We start from the raw sequence: 16,880 nt of genomic DNA, 5'->3' as shown, positions 1-16,880 counted from the left end.
CAAACGGGACCAAAGCCACACAATGCCGCCCGTACCGGGCCGGTTCCACGATGACGGCACGTTGCGCGCGGAACTGAATACCGAAATCGAAAAAACGCTTGTTTGCCCGTCTGCTCCCCGGCACGGACCCGCGACGGACTCGCTACAGATTCGTTTTTAGCGCTGATGACCTTTCTTTTCTGGCTGATCTCCCGCCTTCCGCTGGGCCTGCTGCAAGCAGTCGGCGGCGCGCTCGGGCTGCTGGCGGGGCGGCTCCCCGGCCGCTATGGCCAGCGCCTGCGGGAAAACTTCCGCCACGCCTTTCCCGATGCCACCGACGCGATGATCGACGAAGCCGCGCGCTCGGCCGGACGCATGATCGTCGAGATGCCCTACTTCTGGAGCCGGCGCAAGATCGGCGCGCGCCTGTACGGCTTTGACGACTACATGTGGCCCGAGCTGGAACAGCTGCAGTCGCGCGGCAAGGGCCTCATCATCCTGACCCCGCACCTGGGCTGCTTTGAAGTGCTGCCGCAATCGCACGCACTGCTGCGCCCCGTCACCGCGCTGTTCAAGCCGCCGCACCAGCCCTGGCTGCGCGACTGGATCGAGAAGATGCGCACCCGCCCCAATATGCATATGGCGCCGGCCACCCCGCGCGGGGTGCGCATGCTGGTCAAGGCGCTCAAGCGCGGCCAGGCGGTGGGCATCCTGCCGGACCAGGTGCCCAGCGGCGGCGAGGGCCACTGGGCGCCGTTCTTCGGCAAGCCCGCCTATACGATGGCGCTGGTGCACCGGCTGCAGCAACTGACCGGCGCGCCGGTGGTGGCGGTGTTTGCCGAGCGGCTCCCGCGCGGCGCCGGCTATCGCGCCCACCTGCGCGTGATCCACGGCGGGGGCATGCTGCCGGACGATCCCGCCGAAGCCGCCGCGGTCATTAACCAGACCATTGAGGAGCTGGTGGCGCTGTGCCCGACGCAATACCTGTGGGCCTACAACCGCTACAAGCATCCCGCCGGTGCGGGCGCTCCCGGCGACAGCGCCGTGCCGGCCACTGATCAATCGATTTCATGAGCCGTTTGTTCACGTGGCTCGGCATCGGACTGCTGACGGTGCTGGGCAAACTGCCATATCCGTTTGTCGCCCGCTTCGGCGAGGCCCTGGGCAGCCTGCTCTACCTGGTGCCAAGCGGGCGCCGCGGCGTGGTGCGGGCGAACCTGCGCCTGTGCTTTCCGGACCGGACCGAGGCCGAGATCGACGCGCTGACGCGCCAGAGCTTCCGTACGCTGTTCCGCAGCTTTGCCGAGCGCGGCATCTTCTGGACCGGCAGCGAGGCGCAGATGCGCCGCTGGGTGCAGATCGACGACCAGGCCGGCCTGGTGGCGCTGGACGGCACCCCGCATATCCTGGTGACGCTGCACCTGTCGGGCGTGGAAGCCGGCGCCATCCGGCTGACCATCCATCTGCGCGAGCACGTCGGGCGCTCCGGCGCATCGCTCTATACGAAACAGAAGAACGACCTCTTCGACGTCTTCCTCAAGCACGCGCGCGGGCGCTTTGGCGCCAACATGATCTCGCGCAACGACAGCGCGCGCGACATCCTGCGCTGCCTGAAGAAGGGCGAGGCGCTGCAGCTGATCGCCGACATGGACTTCGGCGAGCGCGATTCTGAGTTCGTGCCGTTCTTCGGCGTGCAGGCGCTGACACTGACCTCGGTGTCGCGGCTGGCGCGGCTGACCGGGGCTAAGGTGGTGCCGATCTATACCGAGATGCTGCCCGACTACCAGGGCTACGTGCTGCGCATCCTGCCGGCCTGGGACGGCTATCCCGGCGAAAGCGTCACCGACGACACGCGCCGCATGAACGCGTTCTTCGAGGACTGCATCCGCCCGCGCGTGCCGGAATACTACTGGGTGCACAAGCGCTTCAAGCACCGCCCGCCGGGCGAGCCCGAGATCTACTGAGCGCGCCGGCACGTCCGGCGCCCCACGGCTACAATCCCCCTCATGAAACTCCAGTTCACCAAGATGCATGGCGCCGGCAACGACTTTGTCGTGCTCGACGGCATCCACCAGCAGATCGACCTGACGCCCGCGCAGTGGCGCGCGCTCGCCAGCCGGCATTTCGGCGTGGGCGCCGACCAGATGCTGGTGGTCGAGAAGCCCTCGCGCGCGGATGTCGATTTCCGCTACCGCATCTTCAATGCCGATGGCAGCGAGGTGGAGCACTGCGGCAACGGCGCGCGCTGCTTCGTGCGCTTTGTCACCGACAAGGGCATGACCGACAAGCGCTCGGTGCGCGTCGAGGTGATGAACGGGGTGATCACGCTGACGCTGCAGGACGACGGCCAGGTCACGGTCGACATGGGCGCGCCCGAGCTGGAACCGGCGCGCGTGCCGTTGCGCGCTGAAGGCCTGCCGACCCGCACGGAAGGCGCCGACACGCTCTACGGTCTGGAAGTCAACGGCCGCAGGGAATGGATCTCGGCGGTGTCGATGGGCAATCCGCACGCGGTGCAGGTGGTGGCCGATGTGGAAAACTTCCCGGTGCTGCAGGATGGCCCGGTGATCGAACACCATCCCGCCTTCCCCAACCGCGTCAATGCCGGCTTCATGCAGGTCGAGGACCGCCACACCATCCGCCTGCGCGTCTTCGAGCGCGGCGCCGGCGAAACGCTGGCCTGCGGCACTGGCGCGTGCGCGGCGGTCGTGGCAGGCATCCGGCGCGGGCTGCTGGACTCGCCGGTGCGGGTGCACACCCACGGCGGCGAACTGAGCATCGCCTGGGATGGCGGTTCGGAGCCGGTGCGCATGACCGGTCCGGCGACCACCGTGTTCGAAGGCAGCATTGACCTGGCAGCCCTGCCGGCCTGACCATAGGGGCTGCGCGCCCCGGTCACATTCCTTAGCTTTCCTCGCAACGGAAGATCCGCGGGGCGCCCAATCCCTTTGATCGTGCAGGTCAGACCGATGGAGCGCCCATGCCGCTGGACGATTTCCGCATCACCTCGGACAAGCACTTCCGCCTTGCCGACTTCGACGCCGGCAGCAAGCCGCTGTCGTGCGGCAACAAGGAAGAAGATCTTGCCCGCCTGACCGAACTGAGCAACGCCCTCGACGCGCAGCAGGACATCTTCTATGCCGAGCACCGCCGCAAGCTGCTGGTGGTGCTGCAGGGCATGGACACCAGCGGCAAGGACGGCACCGTGCGCGGCGTGTTCCGCAGCTTCGATCCGCTCGGCATCCGCGTGGTCGGCTTCAAGGCACCGTCGCCGGAAGAGCTGGCGCGCGACTATCTGTGGCGCATCCACCTGCAGGTGCCCAGGGCGGGCGAGATCGTGGTGTTCAACCGCAGCCATTACGAGGACGTGCTGATCACGCGCGTGCATGGCTGGATCGACAATGCCGAGGCCGAACGGCGCTTCCGCCAGATCCGCGCATTCGAGACGATGCTGACCGAGACCGGCACCACCATCGTCAAATGCTACCTGCATATTTCGCGCGACGAGCAGAAGGAACGGCTGGAAGCGCGGCTGGCCGACCCGGAAAAGCACTGGAAATTCGACACCACCGACCTGGCCGAGCGCAAGCACTGGAAAGCCTATATGGACGCCTACGAGGCGGCCATCATGGCCACCAGCACACCCGAATGCCCGTGGTACGTGGTGCCGGCCAACTCCAAGACGCACCGCAACCTGATGGTCGCGGAGATCCTGACGAAAGTCTTCGAGGACCTGAAGCCGGCCTATCCGCCGGCGCGGCCGGAGCTGGCGAAGGTGAAAGTCGAATAAGGCTGTCGGGTTGGCTCAGCCGCCGTTGCCGCGGTGCACGTCGTGCGTGACGAAGGGCTTTTCCCGGCTGGGCATCGCCAGCCATTGCGGGTGGCGCAGCGTCTGGCGGATATCGTCCAGCCCGCTGGTCCAGTGCTCCTGCATGGTCAGCGCGCTGAACTGGTAGTCCTTGGCCATGTTCTCGAACGACTTGTCGCGGTAGATCAGCTGGATCACGTTGCGGCGCGCGTCGCAGGCCTGCTCGGCGGCGCGGCGGTACTGCTCGTGGTCGCGCTTTGACGGCGGCACCAGCGCCATCACTTCATTGAGCATGCGGCGCATGTTCTGCTGCTCGCGCATGTAGTCGGTAATGGCGCGCGTGCGGCTGGAATAGCGGATCTCCTTCTCGCGCTCGGCCACGTCGATCAGGTCGTGCGGCAGCTTGCCGCGCGCGCTCCACAGGTCGACCTGGAAGATCAGCGCGTCGCGCCGCGGCTGCGCGGTCAGCACCTCGGCCAGCGGCGTGTTCGAGACCAGGCCGCCGTCCCAGTAATACTCGCCGTCGATCTCCACCGCCGGGAAGCCAGGCGGCAAGGCGCCCGAGGCCATGAAATGCTCGGGGCAGAGCTTGTCGCGGGTGTTGTCGAAATACGCGAAGTTGCCGGTGCGCACATTGACCGCGCCCACCGACACACGCATCAGGTCGGGCCGGTGGTTGATCAGGTCGAAGTCGGCAAAGCGCTCCAGGGTCGCCTTCAGCGGCGTGGTGTCGTAGAAGCTGGCGCGGGTGGGTTCGGCATAGCGCGACAACAGCTCGGGCCAGCTGCGCGGCTGGTAGAAGCCGCGCTGGCCTTCGAACATCGCGCGCGCGGCGTGCAGGCCGTCGAACCAGATGCGCAGCGGCTCGGGCCAGCGTTCGGCATCGTCGGTGAGCCAGTCAGGCGCCAGGGCAGGCAGCCACGGCTGCGCGCAGATGTGCTTCCAGAAGGCGCATAGCTGCTCGACGCGCCGCTCGGGGGGGTTGCCGGCGATCACCGCGGCGTTGAGCGCGCCGATGGAAATGCCGGCGACCCAGTTCGGGTAGATGCCGCCTTCGGCCAGCCCCTGGTACACGCCGGCCTGGTAGGCGCCAAGCGCGCCGCCGCCCTGCAGCACCAGCGCGCGCACGGCATAGGCCTCGTGCGGCGGCCGGTCCGGAGCCTTGGCGGCTTCGCGCACCGGCTTGCGCGGCCGCACCTGGGCGCCACGCTCGGCCAGGGAATCGGCATTGGCGCCGTTTTCGGCTTTGGCCTGCGTTGGCTGCCGTGCCATCTGCCGTGCAGTCTTTTCCTGCCGCTCTTGCGGCACTTGCCGTTCTTGCCGCTCCTGCCGTTCTTTTTCCGCCACGCCGCGCTCCCTGCCGTTTGGAAAGTCCGCCTGCCCTGCCGCCTGTCCGCTAAACGCGGAACGGGCGCCGGTTGGCGGCGCCCCTTGTCATCAACGGTTTCAGACGCCGTAGCGCTGACGATAGGCCGCCACCGCTTCGCGCGAAGCCGACAGCGCGGGGTCCTGCGACGCATCGAGGTAAGCCAGCAGGTCCCTCAGGCTGGCGATGGCGATCACCGGGATGCCGTATTCCCGCTGAACGTCCTGCACGGCCGAATGCGTGCCGACCTGCTCGGCGGTGCCGCTTTTTTCCATACGGTCCAGCGCGATCAGCACCGCAGCCGGCTCGGCGCCGGCGGCGCGGATCAGGTTCACCGACTCGCGCACCGAGGTGCCGGCCGAGATCACGTCATCGACGATCACGACCTTGCCCTGCAGCCTGGCGCCGACCAGCGTGCCGCCCTCGCCGTGGTCCTTGGCTTCCTTGCGGTTGTAGGCGAAGCCGACGTCACGTCCCATGCCCGCCAGCGCCACCGCGGTGGCCGACGCTAGCGTGATGCCCTTGTACGCGGGCCCGAACAGCACGTCGAACTGCACGCCCGAGGCCAGCAGGGTTTTCGCATAGAATTGCGCCACCTGGCCGAGCATCGCGCCCTGGTTGAACAGGCCGGCGTTGAAGAAATACGGCGACTTGCGGCCGGCCTTGGTGACGAACTCGCCAAACGACAGCACGCCGGCATCGAGCGCAAAGCGGATAAAGGTCTGGCTGAGGTCGGCGCCCTCTTGCGTGCTTCCAGGCGTGTTCTGCGTCATCATTTCTCTCTGAATTCAAAATTTCCCGAGATGTTACGGATTATCAGCGCCAACCTCAACGGCATACGCTCCGCCTCAAAGAAGGGCTTTTTCGACTGGATGGGCAAGCAGGATGCGGACATGGTCTGCGTGCAGGAACTGAAGGCCCAGGAGGCCGACATGACCGAAGCGTTCCTGGCGCCACATGGCTACCACGGTTTCTTCCATTACGCCGAGAAGAAGGGCTACAGCGGCGTGGGCCTGTACACGCGGCACAAGCCGGAGCGGGTGGTCACTGGCTTCGGTAATTCCGAGTTCGACAGCGAAGGCCGCTACGTCGAAGTGCAGTATCCGCACCTGGCGGTAATCTCGGTCTACGTGCCGTCGGGTTCCAGCGGCGAGGAACGCCAGCTTGCCAAGTTCCGTTTCATGGAAGCGTTCCTGCCGCACTTGTTGCAACTCAAGGCGAGCGGGCGCGAGATCGTGCTGTGCGGGGACGTCAACATCGCGCACAAGGAAATCGACATCAAGAACTGGAAAGGCAACCTGAAGAACTCAGGGTTCCTGCCGGAGGAGCGCGCCTGGATCGGCGAATTGTTCGACGTCCATGGCTATGTGGACGTGTTCCGCAAGCTGGATCCGCGCCCCGAGCAGTACACGTGGTGGAGCAACCGCGGCCAGGCCTATGCCAAGAACGTGGGGTGGCGGATCGATTACCATCTCGCCACGCCGAAGATTGCCGACACGGCGCGGCTGTGCTCGATCTACAAGGATGAGAAGTTCAGCGACCACGCGCCGCTGTCGATCGATTACGACTACCCGCTCTGAGCGCAGCCATCAGGCCGCCCGGACTTCCTCGAGCAGTTCCGGGTGGCGGTCCAGCAGCTTGAGCAGTTTTACCAGCGCAAGCGGCGGCTTGGTCCGGCCAGTCTCGTAGCGCGAGAATGCATTGACCCCGCCGCCGAAGATCTCTGCGGCTTCGCGCTGGTCGAGGTGGAGTTTCTTGCGGACTTGCATAATGTAAGTCGGATCGACAAGCGAGGCGTTGACTTGCTTGTTGAAGGCGAGCGCCAGCGGTCCGATCCGCTCTTCCTCTTCCTGACCCAGCACACCTTCCCCGCACTGAGGACACCAGTCGGCTAGGACCGCTTCGATTACCGTGGACTCGCCACGGTAGGTATAGACAAAGTCCTTCCGCCCCCTTTCGAGTTCGGCGCCTCCACATACTGGGCATCGCATAGAGAGCTCCTCTGGCAAGGCGGCGCACGCGCTAGCGTGCCTTGAACGACACAATCAGGACTTCCTCGGTCACCGTCAGCTTGAGGTAGATCGCTCCATACGATGTACATGGGCGATACACATCCTGCCAGACGGTATGGTCGACGTAGGTCGTCATGCTTTTGTAGAAGTCGGCGGACTGGATCCTGGCGACTACATCAAGGACGTCGCCGCGCGTGAGACACCTGTTCCTGGCGCCCTGGAACGCTGACATCGTCAAGCTGACCCGCCCTGCCGCAATCAACTCCCGGACCCGCCACAGCGGGTAATGCGCCGTTCCCTTCTCCATGCAAATTAACCTACTTGGTTAGATGCTGCAAGCGCTGAACTGTGCCAAATCGCAATAATCCAATCCGTACAAACCCCTGCGACCGGCCCCCATCCCCGCTACAATGCAGGTTCCCCACAGCGCCCGGCAGGGGAGATTTCTCATATCCAAAGCATTCCCCCGCACTTCATTGAGTGAGTCCGCCATGGTTTTCAAAGTGTTCGTCGATGGTCAGGAAGGCACTACCGGTCTCCGGCTGCTTGACTATCTTTCCGGTCGTTCCGACGTGGAACTGCTGCGCATTGCCGATGACAAGCGCAAGGACCCGGCCGAGCGAGCACGCTTCCTGAACGCGGCCGACGTTGCCTTCCTGTGCCTGCCCGACGTGGCCTCGCGCGAGGCGGTGTCGCTGGTGACCAACCCCAATACCTGCGTGATCGACGCCAGCACGGCGTTCCGCACTGCAGACAACTGGGCCTACGGCCTGCCCGAGCTGGTGCGCGGCCAGCGCGAGAAGATCCGCGCCAGCAAGCGCATCGCGGTGCCGGGCTGCCATGCCAGCGCCTTCGTGATGGCGGTGCGCCCGCTGGTGGACGCTGGCGTGCTGCCAGCCGACTACCCGCTGAGCGCGTTCTCGCTGACCGGCTACAGCGGCGGCGGCAAGAAGATGATTGCCGAGTTCGAAGCCGGCGGTAACCCGAAGCTGGAAAGCCCGCGTCCGTACGCGCTCGGCCTGGAGCACAAGCACCTGCCGGAAATGCGCGTGCAGGCAGGCCTGGCGCAGGCGCCGATCTTCAACCCGATCGTCGGCAACTTCCTGAAGGGCCTGGCAGTGACGGTGCCGGTGTTCGCGGACCGGCTGGCGCGCAAGGTCAGCCCGGACCAGATCCTGGAGATCTACCGCAAGCACTATGAAGGCGAGCAGTTCGTGCGCGTGCTGCCGTACAACAGCGACGACAACCTCGACGGCGGCTTCTTCGACGTGCAGGCCAACAACGACACCAACCGCGTCGACCTGTTCGTGTTCGGCAATGCCGAGCGCCTGAACCTGGTGGCACGCCTGGACAACCTGGGCAAGGGCGCGGCCGGCGCGGCGGTGCAATGCATGAACGTGCATATCGGCGCCGACGAGGCCACCGGGCTGCGCGCCTGACGGGTCAGGGTCAGGTACCGCTGAAGGTGAAAAAGCCGGCAATTTGCCGGCTTTTTTTTGGTGCCTGTTTTCGCGATGGCGCCGTCAGCGCTTCAGCGGTTTCTGTTTGTCGTCGTCGCCGCTGTCCACCGGCGCACCGCCCAGGCCTGCCACATTGGTCCGGTACGGCGGCAGCTTGTCCACGGTGGTGTTGATGGCCCGCGCGTAAAGCGGCAGCACCTCGGGCAGGTGCTTCTCCAGGTCGGCGATCCGGCTGCGGCCGGACGGGTGCGTCGACAGGAACTCGGCGCCGGACTGCGACACCTTGCCCATCTTCTGCCACAGCGTCACCGCGGCGCGCGGATCATAGCCGGCGCGTGCGGCGACATCCATGCCGATCAGGTCCGCTTCGGACTCATCCGCGCGCGAGAAGCGCAGCGTCAGCAGGTGCGCGCCGGTGCCCAGCGCCATATTGCCGAGGTTGCCGAAGCCGAACAGCTGCGAAATCACGTTGGCGCCCAGGTTGGTGATCTCGGATTTGGCGGCGCGCTCGCGCGCGTGCTCCTGCAAGGCGTGCGCGATCTCGTGACCCATCACCATCGCGACCTCGTCGTCGGTCAGCTTGAGCTGGTCGAGCAGGCCGGTAAAGATCGCGATCTTGCCGCCGGGCATGCAGAAGGCATTGACCTGCTTGGAGCCGATCAGGTTGATCTCCCACTGCCACTGCCGCGCACGCTCGTTCCAGCGGCCGGTCTGCGGCAGCAGCCGCTTGCCGATGGCGCGCAGGCGGATCAGTTGCGGGTGGCTGTCAGGGGCGAGGGCGCGCTTGGCGATGGCCTCCTGCTTGAGCTGCTCGTATTCCTGCGTGGCCTGCTGTTCGATGGCCTCGGCCGGCACGATATTGCGCACCGCGGAGCCGCCCGGGTTCAGCCGGATGCCGCCGGCATCGCTGTTCTGCGCCTGCGCCGGCACGCCCCAGCCAAGCGGCAAGGCTACCGCGGCCAGCGCCAGCGCGCGGGCCAGCCGGAGACGGGTGGGACGCTGAACACCTTGCAGGCGGCGGAGCATGTGCGGTTCCTCGGGCGCAATCAGGGAATGGGCAATCAGGTGATGCAATAATACACGGCGCCCGCGCAGCCGCGCGGCGGCACACGCCTGCCCCGTCCATGAATTTCCAGACCTATCTCGATATCTTCCGCAACCGCCGCATCGGCGCCATGCTGATGCTGGGCTTTGCCTCCGGCCTGCCGCTGGCGCTGACTTCGGGCACCTTGCAGGCGTGGATGACGGTCGAGGGGCTCGATATCAAGACCATCGGCTTTTTCTCGCTGGTCGGCCAGGCCTATATCTTCAAGTTCCTGTGGGCGCCGCTGATGGACCGCTACACGCCGCCGCTGATGGGGCGCCGCCGCGGCTGGCTGCTGGTGACGCAGATTGCTCTGGTGCTGGGCATTGCCGGCATGGCCTTCTGCCCGCCGCGCGAGGCGTTGTGGACACTGGCCGCGCTGGCCACGCTGGTGGCCTTCCTGTCGGCTTCGCAGGACATCGTGTTCGACGCCTACAGCACCGACGTGCTGCGCCCGCCCGAACGCGGCGCCGGCGCGGGGGTCAAGGTGCTGGGCTACCGGCTCGCCATGCTGGTGTCGGGCGGCCTGGCGCTGTGGCTGGCCGACCGCGTGCTCGGCTGGCAGCAGACCTACCTGCTGATGGCGGCGCTGATGGGCGTAGGCATCGTCACGCTGCTGTGGGCGCCGGAGCCGGACGTGCCCGCGCGCGCGCCGCGCTCGCTGGAAGAAGCCATCCTGGGCCCGCTGCGCGACTTCTTCGCACGCCCGGGTGCATGGTGGCTCCTGCTGCTGATCGTGCTGTACAAGCTCGGCGACGCCTTCGCCGGCAGCCTGTCGACCACCTTCCTGATCCGCGGCGTGGGTTTCTCCGCGGGCGAGGTCGGCATCGTCAACAAGACGCTGGGGCTGGCGGCGACCATCATCGGCGCGCTGTTCGGCGGCACGCTGATGGTGCGCCTGGGGCTGTACCGCTCGCTGATGGTGTTCGGCGTGCTGCAGGCGGTGTCGAACCTGGGCTACTGGATCCTGGCGGTGACGCCGCCGCACTTGTGGACCATGGGCGCGACCATCGCCGTGGAGAACCTGTGCGGCGGCATGGGCACGGCGGCCTTCGTGGCGCTGCTGATGACGCTGTGCAACCGCTCGTTCTCGGCCACGCAGTACGCGCTGCTGTCGGCGCTGGCCTCGGTGGGCCGGGTCTATGTGGGGCCCACGTCCGGCTATATGGTCGAGGCCTGGGGCTGGGCGCCCTTCTACCTGGGCACCGTGGCGGTGGCGCTGCCAGGCGTGATGCTGCTCTGGGTCATGCGCAACACCGTTCACCGCTACGAGGCCCAGGCGCGCGAAGCGATCGCCTGAGCCCGCCCCGGCTCATTCCTTGTAGTAGACGATCTGGTGCGAGCTGGCGATCAGCGCGCCGTCCGCGCTCCATAGCTGCGCGCGCTGGTCAAAGAAGCCCTGGCGGAACACCTGCGCCTGCGCGCTGGCCAGCACGTGGCTGTCGCCGATGGCGGCGAGCGTGCCGGCATCGGCATGGAAGTAGGTGGTCATCGACACCGTGCCGGCCGGCACGAAGCCCGCGCGCTTGAGGAAGATGCGCGGGTAAAAGCTGTCGGCCCATGCCGCCACGGCGGCAAAGTCAGGGGTGCGCGCCGGCGCATCGCGCAGCCAGAATTGCGTCAGGCTGTCCGGGTGCTCCGTTCCGGGCTCGGCAGTCGGCTTGGCGCCGCGCACCGGGCGCATGTCGTAAGACTTGAGCCAGCGCACCGGCGCAAACCCGCCCATCCCCGGCAGCGTCTCGGCCGCAGGCACTTGCGGCATCGCCGCCTCGCCGCAGGCCCAGGTCTCGCGCCGCACGGCAAAGACCGCGGTGGCCGTGGTCGCCACGGCATCGCCCTGGCGCAGTTCCAGGTTCCAGTGCTGGGTCGAGCGGTTGGTGCGCACCGGCCGCGCCTCGATCTCGAACGGCCCCTCGGCGATCGGCCCGGCAAAGTTGACCGTCAGCGAGATCGGGTCCCCCAGCCGCTGCGGATGGTCCAGCGCCGCCTGCAGCAGCGTCGCGGCGGTGATGCCGCCGAAGGGCCCGATCATGTTCCAGTACGCAGGCGTGGTGCGGCCCAGAAAGCGATGCTCGCCCGCAGCCTCCAGCGCGATTGCATCGTCAAAGGAATGGAGCGTGCCGGCGGCGGCGGTCAGGGGGGCGTTGGCGGTCATAGCGAGGGCAGTGAATAGCACGATCGTTCGATGAGCTGCCTACACTAATCGTAGTCAGGCCTCAGGTCAACACGATCGTGCAGACGGCATCCTCCGGTGCGGCATCAGCCCTCCACCCGCCGCCGCCGCAGCGGCAGGCTCCAGCCGAGCTGGTTGGCGATCACGCCCAGCAGCACCAGCGCCATGCCCGCGATCTGCAGCGGGCCCAGCACCACGCCGAACACCATCACGTCGATCACGATCGCCACCAGCGGATAGACGAACGACAGCGTCGCGATCGACACCACGTTGAGCCGCTGGAAGGCGCCGTACAACAGGGTGTACATCACGCCGGTGTGGACCAGTCCGAGCGCCAGCAGCGTGGCCCAGGTGCCGGTGCCATAGCTGCCGGCAGCGGGATGCGCCAGCGGTGCCAGCATCAGCACGCCCAGCACCATCTGCAGGCCGGCGATCTGGGCTGGCGGAATCGCCTGCAACCGCCGCGTGGCCATGGTGGTGACCGCGTACAGCAGCGCGGCCAACAGGCCCAGGCCGACGCCGGCCAGCATGCCGGCCCCGGTCGCGCCGTGCTCCAGGCCGGTGATCAGCATCACGCCGGCAAAGGCCAGCAGCAGCCACGGCAGCCGCGCGAACGGGAACGGCTCGCGCTGCATCACCGAGGTCAGCAGCAGCAGGAAGAACGGCTGCGTGTGATAGACCACCGTGGCGATCGCGATGCCGCTGTAGGCGTAGGCCGAGAACAGCGCCAGCCAGTTGAGCACCAGCGTGACGCCGCCCAGCACCAGCCAGCCGGTCTGGGCGCGGCTCATGCGCACCCAGCCGCGCTGCAGCGTCAGCACGCCAAGCAGCGCCGCGCCGCCGAACAGACAGCGGAAAAAGACCACGTCCAGCGGCGGCTGGCCGCTGGTGACGACGAACCAGCCGATGGTGCCCGACAGCACCATGGCCGCGACCATGCGCCAGGCGCCGCCGGGCAGGGGTAGTTGTGAAGGCATCAGGGACTCCGGCAATACGAATGTCCGCAATTGTTCCACCATGCAATTCACTCAACAATGCTGTCCGCGCTCAATTAATATTTGACTTGTGATCATAAGCAGGAGCTGCGGCATGCAGAATGCACCACTCAATGCGATGGCCGTGTTTGCGCGCGTGGTCGAGTGCGGCAGCTTCTCGGCGGCGGCGCAGGACCTGGGCATGACGCCGTCGGCGGTCAGCCGCCATGTGTCCCGGCTGGAAGCAGCGCTGGGCGCGAGCCTGCTGCAGCGGACCACGCGCGCCTTCGCGCTGACCGAACTGGGCCAGTCGGCCTACGCGGCCTGCGCGCGCATGACCGCCGCCGCGCGCGAAGTGACCGCGCTGGCGAGCGAGCATGGCGGCACCCCGCACGGCGTGCTGCGCGTGACCGCACCGGTATCGTTCGGGCAGGCCTGGCTGGCGCCGCGGCTGCCGGCATTGCTGGCGAAGTACCCGGCGCTGGACCTGCAACTGACGCTGGCCGACCGGATGGTCGACCTGGTCGAGGAAGGCCTCGACGTGGCCGTGCGCATTGCGCGCGAGCTTGCGCCCGGGCTCGCCGCACGGCCGCTGCGTGAGGTGCGCTACCGGCTGGTGGCATCGCCCGCCTACCTGGACCGGCACGGCACCCCGGTCACGCCCGCCGAACTGCCGGCCGCGCGCTGTCTCTACCTCGGCTACGGCAACTTCGGCGAGCGCTGGACACTGCGCCACCGCGCCGGCGGCGAAACCGTGGTGGTACGCATCCCGCCGCGGCTGACGCTGAACAACAGCCTGGCGATCATGACCATGGTGGAGCGCGATGCCGGCATCGGGCTGGTGCCGGATTTCTCGCTGGGAAGCGCGCCGGACGATGGCAAGGTAGTGACGGTGCTGCCCGACTGGGACATCCTCGAGGCCTATATCGGCACCGCCTATGCGGTCTACACGCCGACGCGGCATGTCCCGCCCAAGGTGCGCGCCTTTGTCGATCACCTCGCGGCGACCGCGGGCGACGCGCCGCGCTGAACTAGTCCGGGCCCGGGCCCTGGCCCAGGACCTGCCGCAACAGCCACAGCACCGCCCCGCGCACGCGCGCGGCATCGGCGCCGGCCTCGATCTCCAGCGCGGCACGGTCAAACGCCGCTGACAGCAGCGGCGCCAGCGCGCCCGCCACCCCGCCGTGCCGGCCTACGCCCGCAGCATCCAGCCCGTCGCGCAGCGTGCGCGCGGCGTGGGCTTCGTCCAGCGCCAGCGCTTCGCGCCACCCGAGCACCGCGGGACCTTCAATCAGCAACAGCCGCGTTCGGCCCGGCACCGTCATCGCGTCCAGGTATGCCTGTGCGCCGGCGATCAGCGCCTCGGCACCCTCCAGCCCTTCGGGCGCCGCCGCTTCGATCTCCGCGGCCACCGCTGCGGCCTCCTCCGCCAGCACGTGGCGGAACAGGTCGCGCTTGTCCGCAAAGTGGTGGTACAGCGCCCCGCGCGTAATGCCGCCGGCGGCGCAAACGTCGGGCGTCGAGGTCTCGCCATAGCCCCGGCTGACAAACAGGACGCGTGCGGCGTCGAGCAACGCCTGGCGCGTCGCCTCGGTACGTTCGCGGTTGGATCGGGCCACCTTACCTCCTGCAAAGATCCTTGCATACATGCAGCCTGTATCTTAATATGGATCTACATGCAGGCTGTATGTTTCCGAAAGCGAGGCGTCCTCCCGTGAAAGTCACCAGCTACTACCCCGTCCTGATGACCGGCGATGTCGCCGGCACTGTCGCCTTCTACCAGCGGCTTTTCGGCTTCGCCGCACTGTTCACCAGCGACTGGTACGTGCACTTGCAGCTTGCCGACGATCCGTCGGTCAACCTCGCAGTGCTGGACCACAGCCACGAAACCATCCCTGCCCCGGCGCGTGGCCACAGCGCGCAGGGCCTGCTGCTGAATTTCGAAGTGGAAGACCCGGATGCGGTCCACGACCGCCTGCAGGCGGCCGGGCTGCCGATCCTGCTGCCGCTGCGCGACGAGGCTTTCGGCCAGCGGCATTTCATCACCGCCGACCCTAACGGCGTGCTGATCGACGTCATCAAGCCGATCCCGCCATCCGCGGAATTTGCCGCGCAGTACGAGGCCGGGGCGCTGCCCGGCTGAAGCGCTGGCGTCAGGCCGCGCAGACCCGGTACACCGCCAGGCTGCCGCGCCAGTTGACGCCCCAGTTGACGGTGATGCCCTCGTGCATCACCACGCGGTCAACCACGCGCAGGCCGACCTTCGGCGCCAGCGCCTCGAAGTCGCTGATGGTCAGCACGCGCACATTGGGCGTGTTGTACCACTGGTAAGGCAGCGCTTCCGACACCGGCATGCGCCCGCGGAACACCGACAGCCGGTGCGGCCAGTAGCCGAAATTCGGAAACGACACGATGCACTCGCGCCCAACGCGCAGCGTGTCGCGCAGCACCTGAGCGGTGTTGTGGATGGTCTGCAGCGTCTGCGACAGGATCACGGTGTCGAAGCTCTTGTCCTCGAACAGCGCCAGCCCGCCCTCCAGATCCTGCTGGATGACATGCACGCCCTTCTGCGCGCACGCCAGCACGCCTTCGTCGCGGATCTCGATGCCGTAGGCCTGCACGTCGAGCTCGTCCTGCAGTACGCGCAGCAGGCTGCCGTCGCCGCAGCCCAGGTCGAGCACGGTGGAGTTGGGTTCGATCCAGCGCGCGATTGCGCGGAAGTCGGGGCGCAGCGCCAGGATATTGGGATTGGCCAGGGCGTTCATGCGCCGATCTCCTCTGCGATGCGGTCGTAATAGGCGCGCATCAGGTTGTGATAGCGCGGGTCGTCGAGCAGGAAGGCGTCGTGGCCGTGCGGCGCGTCGATCTCGGCGTACGAGACCGGGCGCTTGTTGTCCAGCAGCGCCTTGACCAGCTCGCGGCTGCGGCTGGGCGCGAAGCGCCAGTCGGTGCCGAAGCTCGCCACCAGAAAGCTCGCCTGCGTCTGCGCCATCGCGCGCGTGAGGTCGCCGCCGTGGGCCAGCGCCGGGTCGAAGTAGTCGAGCGCGCGCGTGATCAGCAGGTAGGTGTTGGCGTCGAAGTACTCGGCGAACTTGTCGCCCTGGTAGCGCAGGTAGCTCTCCACCTGGAACTCGACATCGAACGAGAAGCGGATGTCGTCGGTCTTCAGCTCGCGGCCGAATTTCTCGGCCATGTCCTCGTCCGACAGGTAGGTGATATGGCCGATCATGCGCGCCACGCGCAGGCCGCGCTTGGGCTTGACGCCATGCGCGTAGTAGTTGCCGCCATGGAAATCGGGATCGGACAGGATCGCGCTGCGCGCGACCTCGTTGAAGGCGATGTTCTGCGCCGACAGCTTGGGCGTGGAGGCGACCACGATGCAGTGGCGCAGCCGGTCCGGGTACATCAGGCTCCAGGCCACCGCCTGCATGCCGCCCAGGCTGCCACCCATCACCGCGGCGAATTGCGTGATGCCGAACGCGTCGGCCACGCGCGCCTGCGCATTGACCCAGTCTTCCACCGTCACCACCGGGAAGCTCGCGCCATAGGGCTGGCCGGTGGCCGGGTTCAGGCTCATCGGCCCGGTCGAGCCGAAGCAAGAGCCCAGGTTGTTCACGCCGATGACGAAGAAGCGGTCGGTATCGAGCGGCTTGCCGGGCCCGACCATGTTGTCCCACCAGCCCACCTCGCGCGGATTGTCGGCGTAGACCCCGGCCACATGGTGCGAGGCATTGAGCGCGTGGCAGACCAGCACCGCGTTGGAGCGGGCCGCGTTGAGCGTGCCGTAGGTCTCGACCATCAGGTCGTAGCCGGCGATGGAGGTGCCGTTGCGCAGCTTCAGCGGCTCGGCGAAATGCATGCGCTGCGGCGTGACCACGCCGACCGAATCGGGCGGCAGGGCGAGCGCGCTGGGCGCGGCAGACGGCAGGGCGACATCAGTCATGGAATCCGGGCCCGTGGCAAACGGGCATAAAAAAACCCGACCGGCATTTGCGTATGCAGCATCGCAGCCAAGTCGGGATTC

The 16,880-nt window shown here is 67.2% G+C and carries 19 protein-coding genes; 9 read left to right on the top strand and 10 right to left on the bottom strand.

Annotation, left to right across the window (positions count from 1 at the left end):
* Positions 1–165: 165 nt before the first annotated feature.
* From AB1I47_RS22390 to AB1I47_RS22375, 4 genes are all read left to right on the top strand, one after another.
* Entirely contained in the window at positions 166–1,053 is an 888-nt protein-coding gene (locus AB1I47_RS22390; protein WP_354685908.1) for a lysophospholipid acyltransferase family protein, read from the top strand.
* Positions 1,050–1,943: a lipid A biosynthesis lauroyl acyltransferase gene (locus AB1I47_RS22385; RefSeq protein ID WP_354685907.1), complete on the top strand. Its 894-nt coding sequence runs from the start codon at positions 1,050–1,052 to the stop codon at positions 1,941–1,943. Before AB1I47_RS22390 ends, AB1I47_RS22385 begins: the two co-directional genes overlap by 4 nt.
* 42 nt (positions 1,944–1,985) lie before the next feature.
* Positions 1,986–2,852 carry a diaminopimelate epimerase gene (gene dapF / locus AB1I47_RS22380; protein WP_354685906.1) on the top strand — a complete coding sequence of 289 codons (867 nt, stop codon included), beginning with the start codon at positions 1,986–1,988 and terminating at the stop codon, positions 2,850–2,852.
* Positions 2,853–2,959: 107 nt separating this feature from the next.
* Entirely contained in the window at positions 2,960–3,769 is an 810-nt protein-coding gene (locus tag AB1I47_RS22375; RefSeq protein ID WP_354685905.1) for a polyphosphate kinase 2 family protein, read from the top strand.
* A gap of 15 nt (positions 3,770–3,784) precedes the next feature.
* Here the strand turns inward: AB1I47_RS22375 and AB1I47_RS22370 are convergent, their stop codons facing one another.
* Both AB1I47_RS22370 and pyrE read right to left on the bottom strand, forming a co-directional pair.
* On the bottom strand, positions 3,785–5,059 hold the full coding sequence (locus tag AB1I47_RS22370) for a patatin-like phospholipase family protein (RefSeq protein ID WP_354685904.1): 1,275 nt from the start codon (positions 5,057–5,059) through the stop codon (positions 3,785–3,787).
* Between the two features lie 174 nt (positions 5,060–5,233).
* Complete coding sequence (gene pyrE, locus AB1I47_RS22365) at positions 5,234–5,926, bottom strand: orotate phosphoribosyltransferase (protein WP_407935883.1); 693 nt, start codon at positions 5,924–5,926, stop codon at positions 5,234–5,236.
* Between the two features lie 30 nt (positions 5,927–5,956).
* Here pyrE and AB1I47_RS22360 point away from each other — a divergent pair, with 30 nt between their 5' ends.
* On the top strand, positions 5,957–6,733 hold the full coding sequence (locus AB1I47_RS22360) for an exodeoxyribonuclease III (protein ID WP_011614408.1): 777 nt from the start codon (positions 5,957–5,959) through the stop codon (positions 6,731–6,733).
* Positions 6,734–6,742: 9 nt separating this feature from the next.
* On the opposite strand, the gene AB1I47_RS22355 is transcribed toward AB1I47_RS22360, so the two are convergent.
* Positions 6,743–7,144 carry a type II toxin-antitoxin system MqsA family antitoxin gene (locus AB1I47_RS22355; protein ID WP_354685902.1) on the bottom strand — a complete coding sequence of 134 codons (402 nt, stop codon included), beginning with the start codon at positions 7,142–7,144 and terminating at the stop codon, positions 6,743–6,745.
* A gap of 31 nt (positions 7,145–7,175) precedes the next feature.
* Positions 7,176–7,472, bottom strand: coding sequence for a type II toxin-antitoxin system MqsR family toxin (locus AB1I47_RS22350; RefSeq protein ID WP_354685901.1), 297 nt, complete (start codon positions 7,470–7,472; stop codon positions 7,176–7,178).
* 184 nt (positions 7,473–7,656) lie between these two features.
* Here AB1I47_RS22350 and argC point away from each other — a divergent pair, with 184 nt between their 5' ends.
* Positions 7,657–8,604: an N-acetyl-gamma-glutamyl-phosphate reductase gene (argC, locus tag AB1I47_RS22345; RefSeq protein ID WP_354685900.1), complete on the top strand. Its 948-nt coding sequence runs from the start codon at positions 7,657–7,659 to the stop codon at positions 8,602–8,604.
* Positions 8,605–8,688: 84 nt separating this feature from the next.
* On the opposite strand, the gene AB1I47_RS22340 is transcribed toward argC, so the two are convergent.
* Complete coding sequence (locus AB1I47_RS22340) at positions 8,689–9,651, bottom strand: M48 family metallopeptidase (protein ID WP_354685899.1); 963 nt, start codon at positions 9,649–9,651, stop codon at positions 8,689–8,691.
* 98 nt (positions 9,652–9,749) lie between these two features.
* On the opposite strand from AB1I47_RS22340, the gene AB1I47_RS22335 reads away from it, so the two are divergent.
* The gene (locus AB1I47_RS22335; protein ID WP_354685898.1) at positions 9,750–11,009 is read left to right on the top strand and encodes a muropeptide transporter; all 1,260 of its coding nucleotides are present in this window, start codon (positions 9,750–9,752) and stop codon (positions 11,007–11,009) included.
* Between the two features lie 12 nt (positions 11,010–11,021).
* Here AB1I47_RS22335 and AB1I47_RS22330 read toward each other — a convergent pair whose 3' ends face one another.
* Together AB1I47_RS22330 and AB1I47_RS22325 are read right to left on the bottom strand one after the other, a co-directional pair.
* Positions 11,022–11,864 (bottom strand): acyl-CoA thioesterase, encoded by an 843-nt coding sequence (locus tag AB1I47_RS22330; protein WP_354685897.1) that lies wholly within the window; start codon positions 11,862–11,864, stop codon positions 11,022–11,024.
* A gap of 104 nt (positions 11,865–11,968) precedes the next feature.
* Positions 11,969–12,859: a DMT family transporter gene (locus AB1I47_RS22325; RefSeq protein ID WP_354685896.1), complete on the bottom strand. Its 891-nt coding sequence runs from the start codon at positions 12,857–12,859 to the stop codon at positions 11,969–11,971.
* A gap of 112 nt (positions 12,860–12,971) precedes the next feature.
* On the opposite strand from AB1I47_RS22325, the gene AB1I47_RS22320 reads away from it, so the two are divergent.
* Entirely contained in the window at positions 12,972–13,886 is a 915-nt protein-coding gene (locus tag AB1I47_RS22320) for a LysR family transcriptional regulator (RefSeq protein ID WP_354685895.1), read from the top strand.
* 1 nt (position 13,887) lies between these two features.
* On the opposite strand, the gene AB1I47_RS22315 is transcribed toward AB1I47_RS22320, so the two are convergent.
* Positions 13,888–14,475: a TetR family transcriptional regulator gene (locus tag AB1I47_RS22315; protein WP_354685894.1), complete on the bottom strand. Its 588-nt coding sequence runs from the start codon at positions 14,473–14,475 to the stop codon at positions 13,888–13,890.
* Positions 14,476–14,570: 95 nt separating this feature from the next.
* Here AB1I47_RS22315 and AB1I47_RS22310 point away from each other — a divergent pair, with 95 nt between their 5' ends.
* A complete protein-coding gene (locus AB1I47_RS22310) occupies positions 14,571–14,999 on the top strand; it encodes a VOC family protein (protein WP_354685893.1) in 429 nt (142 codons plus the stop codon).
* Between the two features lie 10 nt (positions 15,000–15,009).
* On the opposite strand, the gene metW is transcribed toward AB1I47_RS22310, so the two are convergent.
* Complete coding sequence (gene metW, locus AB1I47_RS22305; RefSeq protein ID WP_354685892.1) at positions 15,010–15,621, bottom strand: methionine biosynthesis protein MetW; 612 nt, start codon at positions 15,619–15,621, stop codon at positions 15,010–15,012.
* Positions 15,618–16,799: a homoserine O-succinyltransferase MetX gene (gene metX, locus AB1I47_RS22300; protein WP_354685891.1), complete on the bottom strand. Its 1,182-nt coding sequence runs from the start codon at positions 16,797–16,799 to the stop codon at positions 15,618–15,620. The genes metW and metX overlap by 4 nt, the downstream gene beginning before the upstream one ends.
* Between the last annotated feature and the right edge of the window lie 81 nt (positions 16,800–16,880).

The organism is Cupriavidus necator (genome assembly GCF_040578825.1).
Classification (GTDB): Bacteria; Pseudomonadota; Gammaproteobacteria; order Burkholderiales; family Burkholderiaceae; genus Cupriavidus; species Cupriavidus necator_E.
This window is presented reverse-complemented; position numbering and strand designations above follow the sequence as displayed.